7 protein-coding genes and 1 pseudogene are annotated in these 7,413 nt (G+C 41.6%); 4 read left to right on the top strand and 4 right to left on the bottom strand.

Annotated elements, in window-relative coordinates; translation table 11 throughout:
• Positions 1 to 90 precede the first annotated feature (90 nt).
• Together V7L05_RS34615 and V7L05_RS05750 are read right to left on the bottom strand one after the other, a co-directional pair.
• Positions 91 to 180 carry a BREX system Lon protease-like protein BrxL gene (locus V7L05_RS34615; RefSeq protein WP_442937836.1) on the bottom strand — a complete coding sequence of 30 codons (90 nt, stop codon included), beginning with the start codon at positions 178 to 180 and terminating at the stop codon, positions 91 to 93.
• Positions 147 to 635: a hypothetical protein gene (locus V7L05_RS05750; RefSeq protein WP_335162636.1), complete on the bottom strand. Its 489-nt coding sequence runs from the start codon at positions 633 to 635 to the stop codon at positions 147 to 149. The genes V7L05_RS34615 and V7L05_RS05750 overlap by 34 nt, the downstream gene beginning before the upstream one ends.
• Before the next feature lie 99 nt (positions 636 to 734).
• Between V7L05_RS05750 and V7L05_RS05755 the strand changes: the two genes are divergently transcribed.
• Both V7L05_RS05755 and V7L05_RS05760 read left to right on the top strand, forming a co-directional pair.
• Complete coding sequence (locus V7L05_RS05755) at positions 735 to 1,151, top strand: XisH family protein (protein ID WP_335162638.1); 417 nt, start codon at positions 735 to 737, stop codon at positions 1,149 to 1,151.
• Complete coding sequence (locus V7L05_RS05760) at positions 1,139 to 1,492, top strand: XisI protein (RefSeq protein ID WP_335162640.1); 354 nt, start codon at positions 1,139 to 1,141, stop codon at positions 1,490 to 1,492. The genes V7L05_RS05755 and V7L05_RS05760 overlap by 13 nt, the downstream gene beginning before the upstream one ends.
• 86 nt (positions 1,493 to 1,578) lie before the next feature.
• Here V7L05_RS05760 and pglX read toward each other — a convergent pair.
• A pseudogene (gene pglX, locus V7L05_RS05765) lies at positions 1,579 to 5,154 on the bottom strand (BREX-1 system adenine-specific DNA-methyltransferase PglX).
• Positions 5,155 to 5,371: 217 nt separating this feature from the next.
• Between pglX and V7L05_RS05770 the strand changes: the two are divergent.
• Both V7L05_RS05770 and V7L05_RS05775 read left to right on the top strand, forming a co-directional pair.
• Complete coding sequence (locus V7L05_RS05770) at positions 5,372 to 5,596, top strand: CopG family transcriptional regulator (protein WP_335162642.1); 225 nt, start codon at positions 5,372 to 5,374, stop codon at positions 5,594 to 5,596.
• Positions 5,583 to 5,921 carry a type II toxin-antitoxin system PemK/MazF family toxin gene (locus V7L05_RS05775; RefSeq protein ID WP_334821331.1) on the top strand — a complete coding sequence of 113 codons (339 nt, stop codon included), beginning with the start codon at positions 5,583 to 5,585 and terminating at the stop codon, positions 5,919 to 5,921. Before V7L05_RS05770 ends, V7L05_RS05775 begins: the two co-directional genes overlap by 14 nt.
• 28 nt (positions 5,922 to 5,949) lie before the next feature.
• Here the strand turns inward: V7L05_RS05775 and V7L05_RS05780 are convergent, their stop codons facing one another.
• Positions 5,950 to 7,287, bottom strand: a complete 1,338-nt coding sequence (locus tag V7L05_RS05780; RefSeq protein WP_335162644.1) for a hypothetical protein — start codon at positions 7,285 to 7,287, stop codon at positions 5,950 to 5,952.
• Positions 7,288 to 7,413: the final 126 nt, after the last annotated feature.

Consider the following 7,413-nt stretch of genomic DNA (forward strand, 5'->3'; position numbering starts at 1 on the left):
TGCCAGAATTGAACAATATCGATTTCGCAGAGATCCCAAGGGTTACTTGGCTAATTTAGAGAGTCGTCTTCTCTAGTAAATTTTACCACACTAGAATAAACCTACCAGTCCGATGCGGCGGGTGGACATATTGTAGAAAAGGTTCGCTACTGTGGTTTTGCCACCAGAGCCAGAAGTAATTCTCGTTCGTCGCTATCAGGGGAAATGCCCATTGCTTGCAAGGCTTCTGTCCGTTTGCGGCTTTTAAAGAATTTTATCTGTTCCCGGATGATAATCTCTAGACGGCGCGATCGCAATCCTAAATCTGCATACATGAGGGCAGCCGGGTCAGCAGAAAAAGTTAAACCGCTTTTTTGGATGTCCAGAAGCCAGTTTTCTTGGGGCGCAGGTTCGGGAAAGGGTGCGTACAGTAGAAATGCTTGATTGGGTTGTAGAGTAAGTAAGCGATATTTGACGGTGAAAGGGGTGTCAGCGAGTTGGAGTTTCTCTACGCCTTCAAGTTGGAGTTCATTAAAACTGCTGGCAAATTGTTGTTCAGGGTCGTACCAAAACACCACCCGCCGTCCTGAGTGTAACCAACGGGCAGAATCTTGAAAGAGGGTTTCTAAGGTATTTTGGATACGAGCGGTGTTCATGCTAGGCAGGGTGAGTGATGAGAAAGTGTATTTTATAATCTAATTTCCACCCAATATGGCACACACTTTACAATTAAACTATTACTCAATAGTTCCACCATGCCAGCTAAAGATATATATCATAATGAAGTCAAGAACGCATTGATAAAAGACGGTTGGACTATTACGGCTGATCCTTACTTTATCAAATATGAGGATGCTGAACTCTACGCTGACTTGGCAGCAGAAAAACCAATCGCCGCAGAACGTCAGGGACAAAAAATTGTTGTAGAAATCAAGAGTTTTGTGGGCAAATCGCTAATGTATGATTTTCACTCGGCTTTAGGACAGTACATTGTCTATCGAAAACTCATTCAACTTACTGAGCCAGTATACACACTTTATTTAGCTATTGATGATGTTGTCTATTATAAGTTTTTTCAACGCAAATCTGTACAAGCAGTCATCAAGGAAAATCAACTTCTGTTAATAGTTGTTAATACAGATAAGGAGGAAATTCAACAATGGATAAGCTAGAAACATACCGCAATGCTATCAAAAAGATATTGATTGAATATTATGAAATGACTAATGATAAAATTACCGAATCTAGGGAAGTTGAGGCAAGCGATCGCTTGGCTTTTGATGAACAAAGAGATCAATATCTTTGGTTTCGATTTGGCTGGAATGACAAAAAGCAGATACAGCATATTATCATGTATCTCTGCATTAAAAACGGCAAAATTTGGGTGGAAGAAGATGCAACAAATTTATGCGTTGTTGATGATTTGCTATCAGCCGGAATACCGCAAACTGAGATTGTTTTAGGCTTCCATCATCCTAGTAAAAGAGGTTTCACAGAATTTGCTACAGCCTGAAGAGGCAGGGGAGGCAGGGGAGGCAGGGGGCAGGGGGTAAGAATTAGAGTCAAATCGTATTAGGTATTTTGGGAAATGGTATCAATTCATTTCAACAATTCCCTTTTCCACTGTGATGCTTTTTCTAAATCAGCCATTTTCAAATCTGACCCTTCATAAACTAAACCTTTGAAGCGCGTGTAGTTGTACGCTACACCATCATCAAGGTCAAGATTAATTCGTGCATCGGCTAAGGTTTGTAGTTTGGCTTGGTAATCCCGTAGTTCTAGCTGTTGCGCTTGTAAGTCTTTCAGGCGGTTAGTAGCGGCTTTTTTGGCGGCGCTGGAACTGGCATTTTCTAGCTGTTGCTGTGCGCGTACAATTTCACCGTCTAATTTTACTTGCAATTCTAAAACGTAATCGGTGCGAATACGGGCGAGGGTGTCTTCGTTGTAGCGGTGTAGGTAGACTAATGCGCCAAAGGCTCGTTTTTTACCACTCGTAAATAGCCAGTAAATGGGGCGTTTTTTATAAGTTTGAATGTGGTCAGAAATGAATTCTTGCAGAAAGTAGCGGCGGATGCGTTCTTGGGCGCTTTCGCCGTTTTTGAGGGTGAGGGCGTTGGCGATGAAATTGAGGTTTTCGATAAGGGTTTCGGGACTGTAGACGACGCGCAGAAATTCTAGGAAGCGGGCAACGATATCGTTATCAAAGTATTCTTGATCTGTGATAAGAATTATTGCATCACTGCTGGCGTTTAAGGTTTGGTGTAGGCTGGGGTCAAAAGGTTGTCCGGCGTGAATTAGTCCGGGGTTGTCGAGGGAATAGCGCCCCATAATACAGCCGACGGCATAGGAAATGAGGGAACGGATATCTTTGTTTAAGTCGGCGCGGCGAATGGTGATTTGGTTGTCGGGTACTTCTGGGGTGAGTTCGTCTTGTAATTCGTAAGCGTCTATCCAGTAGCGGTTATTTTCTTCTTCTAGGCGTTGCAGTTCGCGGAAGGCGGTTTCTGATTTGCTTTGCCAAATGTTGAAGGCTTCGGTGAGGTGTTTGGTGTTGTGGCGTAATAGGGGATGTGTTTGGAAGTCCCAGGAGGTTTCAAAGTTGTCCCAGTCTTGTTTAGTAATATATATAGCCTTACTAGTAGTATTTTCTACCTTTTCACTTATAAGATGCAATACCTTATCATCAAATGGAAGTAATGAAACATTTCCTACAAGAAAATGTAATGTAGGGTTCATTAATTCCATAAAATGAGTTACAACCTTAGAACAAAAGTAGCTAAGAATAATTACTGGATTAGGAAAAAAGAATGTCGGACCTTCGACATTAAATGTGTAACCTAAGTTTGAAATCCTAGCACTAAAAGCTACAACTGTTGTATGAGACCAAGTGACACCTTCCTGAAACATATAGTCTAAATTTTGTGGTCTTGCACTTGGGTTATTAATAATTTCATGACCATCATTTTCCCAATCTATTATAAAATCACAATTTCCATACCACCTTCTGTATTCTCCTCCTTTTTTATGAGGCAACCATCTATATTTAGAACTAAATGCTTCTTGACGTGAAGTTAAACTAAAACCAATTTTATCAAACTGAACTTCATACCATTGCTTCAAAAATCTATCATTATTACCTGTTTGAATTCCTGAACAAGCATGACCTAAATCGCGCAGTTTCTTGGCATTAATAAATATGGTTTTTACTTTTTCACTAGCCTAATAAGCAATAACATTATTTGGAAAATTATAAATATCTTTTGTTTTACATCTAAAAATATAACCACAATTTTTATTAGATATTGCTTCTATTACTTTAGGAGCTTGGTTCTGATGACCTTTAAAATCTGACAATTTGATATAAGTACCTAACTCATCTTGATTAGTTGATTTTTTAAGTGTAAAGGTACATACAGGTACACAAGCAGGTTCAAAAGCATTATATTCAAGCTGTATGAGTGAGGTAATAGTAAATTGCTTTATAACTTTCAAGCGAAATTTTTCATAACTTGGTAAAAACATCCATACAAAAGGCATCAGACAACCTATGGCACTATTTTGAACTGTGAATTTATCAATTCTCTCAATAAACATTGCAAATAAGTCAGATTTTGCATCAGGGTAATTCTTTACTGCAAATGCTTGAAGTATTGTATTTAAATGTTTACTGCCCATATAAGGCGGATTTGCAACTACTACCCAATACGTCTTACTCAAAAACTCTGCTTGTAAAACTAACTCTCTTAAAATTGGAGCATACTCTCGAAACAGTGAACTACTCGCTTCCAAATTATTCAATTGCCCTTGCAATTTTTCCACGTCAAAAGGTGGCGGAGTAATCAAACTTCCTAAATTGTCCGCATCCTTAAAAGCCTCAATTAACGGTTCCCAATCTTCAGGATTCAATTCCGTCGCTAGTGGTAAAGTCTGACTATGGGTAGAACGCACAGCCGTAATATTCAAAGTAGGCGGTTTCCGTAAAATGCGAGAATTATGCGCCCGTGCTTTCATTAACACCGCAAAACTCGCTAACTGCGCTGCACGTTCATCAATATCCAAACCATACAAATTGTGTGTCAAAATTAGCGCTGGAATATCTCGCTCTAAATAACCTTGCTCTTTGTAAATTTCAAACAGCAAATCAAACGCATACACCAAAATATGACCGCTACCACAAGCAGGATCTATCACAGTCAACTCTTGAGGCGTTAAAGACCTCTCCTCGACGCGCTGAGGAGAGCAAGAATTTTCTTCTCTTGTCCCCTCGCCTCCCAGGAGAGGGTTAGGGAGAGGTTCCTGATTTTCCAAATAGTACGGCATACATTCCCGCAAGCGTGATTCCGGGTGAGACTCTAACCACAACCGCCCTAAACTGTTCTCCACCATATACTGAACAATCCAATGCGGGGTAAACAATTGCGTCGCGGCGGGGATATCTGCGGCTGCAACCTTCGACTTTGCTCCAATTACCTCATCCTTGCGTTCAGAAATATAGAACTGATACAGCCAACCCACTACTTCAATATCCTGCCAGTCTTCCTCTGGAATCTCCTTCACCAGTCGCCTGACAATTGAATCCTGATTTAACAGATTTCCAGGTAAAAACAGCGCTTGGTAGTTCTGGCGAGGGTCAAACACTGCCGGAATTCCCTCTGCCAAAGCTTTACACTGAGCTAACAGCAGACGCCGATAGAGAAACTCATCCGGGTTAGGATCACGATTAGCAAAACCACGCCACTCATTGAGAGTATCCAAGTCAAGTCCAGGTAAATCCCCCATTTCGGCAATAGAACTAGCATCCCGCAACAAATCAGGGTCTACCAAATTCGGGTCACTACTACTCAACACCCGCCCAATATATCCATTCACCTCCATAAATCGCAACGCCGCTAAACGGTTAAACCAGGTGTAGGCAATTTCATCTATCAGTGTAGCTACCGCCTGGGCTGGGCTGGAAATTAGCGTTAAATCTTGCAAGCGATTTCGCAATTGTTCATACTGGTTTGTTTCTGTTGCATTCAACGTTTGACCCGCCACCAACAGCCCACCTGTAACGGTTTGGGATTGTATGATGCTTTTGTCAGTAATCCCATACTGAGCAGCACGGGCTTTTACTTGTTCCCGTAAGTAGCGACGCGCCCAAATTGCGAAGTTTTTAATAGCAGTGCGGTTCATTGAGGTGCTAGAGAATTGGTAGTTTTTCACATCAACCACCCCGCATTCAATTTCGGAGAGATTAACCCAAGTCAGTTTTAACGGACTAACACCTTGATAACCACCGCGTTTTAACTGAGTTTTGCTATGGAATTTCTATTTGCCAGGATTTATATTGATTCCCTACTATTTTGGCTACTATAAAGTAAGAAAAATATAGTTACCTTTTGGTAATACCATGTCATCGGAAAAACTATCCATTTCCTTACCAGCATCTTTGATAGAGTTTATTGAGAATTACAAAGTGACAAAGGGGTGTAAATCTCGCTCTCAAGTCATTGAGTTAGCACTGGAGTTACTGCGCTATCAGGAATTAGAGCAAGCTTACAGCCAAGCTTCGGCGGAAGTTGACCCAGATTGGGATTTGACGATAGGGGATGGGTTAACAGATGAAACGTGGTGAAATTTATTATGCTAATCTCAGTCCAGTAGTGGGGTCAGAAATGGATAAACGCCGACCTGTGCTAATTGTGAGCAATGATGCTAATAACAGTGCTGCTAGTACGGTGACAATTTTACCGATTACATCTAACGTCAGTCGTGTTTATCCTTTTGAGGTTTTATTGAATCCAGAGGAGAGTGGTTTATCTAAGCCTTCTAAGGTACAAGCGCAGCAGGTACGCACGATTTCAAAGCAGCGCATTTTAGGAGATGGGGTAGGTTGTTTGAATCAGGATTTGATGCAATTAGTTGATGCTGCTCTCAAGTTGCATTTAGGCTTGGAGTAGGCAAAACAGGAGAGCCGCCCCGCCAGATTTATTCAAGACGGACGCGATGATTTTGGTGAATCTTATCCAGTAGAGTATTCCGCAAAGCCTCTAAATAAACATCCACATCTTGGGGTGTTTCCAGTAGCGACTTAGTTGCAACTCTCGCTACCTGAACCGATACGATAGATTTGATAAACGTTGCTGTACTATAACTGCCATTGCTCGATTGACGCTCGATGATTTCATTAGCAAGCTTGTCTACTTTTTCCAGCAAATGTGGGAGGATGTTTTCTAGTTCACTCTGATGTGCGATCGCGGAATCAATGCTTGCTACCTGATCAACTGAGGTGACAACTTTATCAATATCTTGGGTGAGATTTGTGAGGTCTAGCTGGGCAGAAATATCTTGGTGAGCAGAAGTCACATACTCAGCTAATTTCTCCCGCATTGCTTTGCCTTTAGTCTGCACTTGGTAGATTTGACTTGTTAGCGCCTGCTGCACCTTATCCTTAACAGGTTTGAGCAACATTGCTAATTCTGGAATTTTGGTAGTCGGGTCAGACATTGCCAAAATTTGCTTAACTAAATCCACCCGCTTGAGCAAATCTGGATCGTTTATGTGGCGCAGTTCTGGTTCTAGACTTTTTAAGTCATCACGCGCTTGCTGGAACAGCTTTACTTGTATATTGAAGAAAGATTGCAGCTTTTGCACATCCTCGATATACTCTTCTATCTCATCTCGACGCAAGCGAAAACATCCGAAAAATTCAGCCGCACCGTTGTTTGCTAGCAAGTCATGCAGGAGTGCTAAGTTAGTTTGCAGCAATTCCGCAAAAGGTAGCCCGCCCTCAGCTTGGGTTAACCAGCCCTCTAATTCTTTGCAACGTTCTTTTAAAACTTTTTTGTAATCATCAAAAAGCAACTGTGGATCGCTAGACACTTTGCCATTAAACAAATGACTGGCTATATCCTTAGCAATCTTCAAGCTAGCTGGGTCAATTATATCTGCAAGCCGGATGGTATATTGCTCCATTCCCTTGCGCGATCGCAACTGAGCCACCAGACCCTTTTCACGCAGATTAACATTACCTTGAGCGTGTCGCAGTTCCACTACACATTTATTAGCAAGTTCCGCCATTACTCCCAAAGTATCGAATTCTGACCAACCATAGGGACGCCCCGCAAATTTATTTCCTAAAGCTCGAATACTGACTTGGCGGTGAACACGAGTTTCTTCCATTAACCAAGCTCGCATTTCACTATGAGCAGCAGCGTTAGCAGCAAATCCCTTGATATCTTGTTCTTGAGTGTCACGAATTAAGGCATTGCTCACTTGGTCTTCGTCTTCAAAACCGCTACTGACGTAACTGAGTTTTTGATACACATTATTTACTAAATATTTAAGACCTTCACTCAGTACACGTCACCGCAAAAAGGGGTCGGAAATAGAGGAAAATATTTTTTGTAGGGTGGCAGGAGAAACCAGAATATGCAGGGACGTATCTCAAGT

The organism is Nostoc sp., assembly GCF_036917755.1.
Lineage (GTDB): Bacteria > Cyanobacteriota > Cyanobacteriia > Cyanobacteriales > Nostocaceae > Nostoc.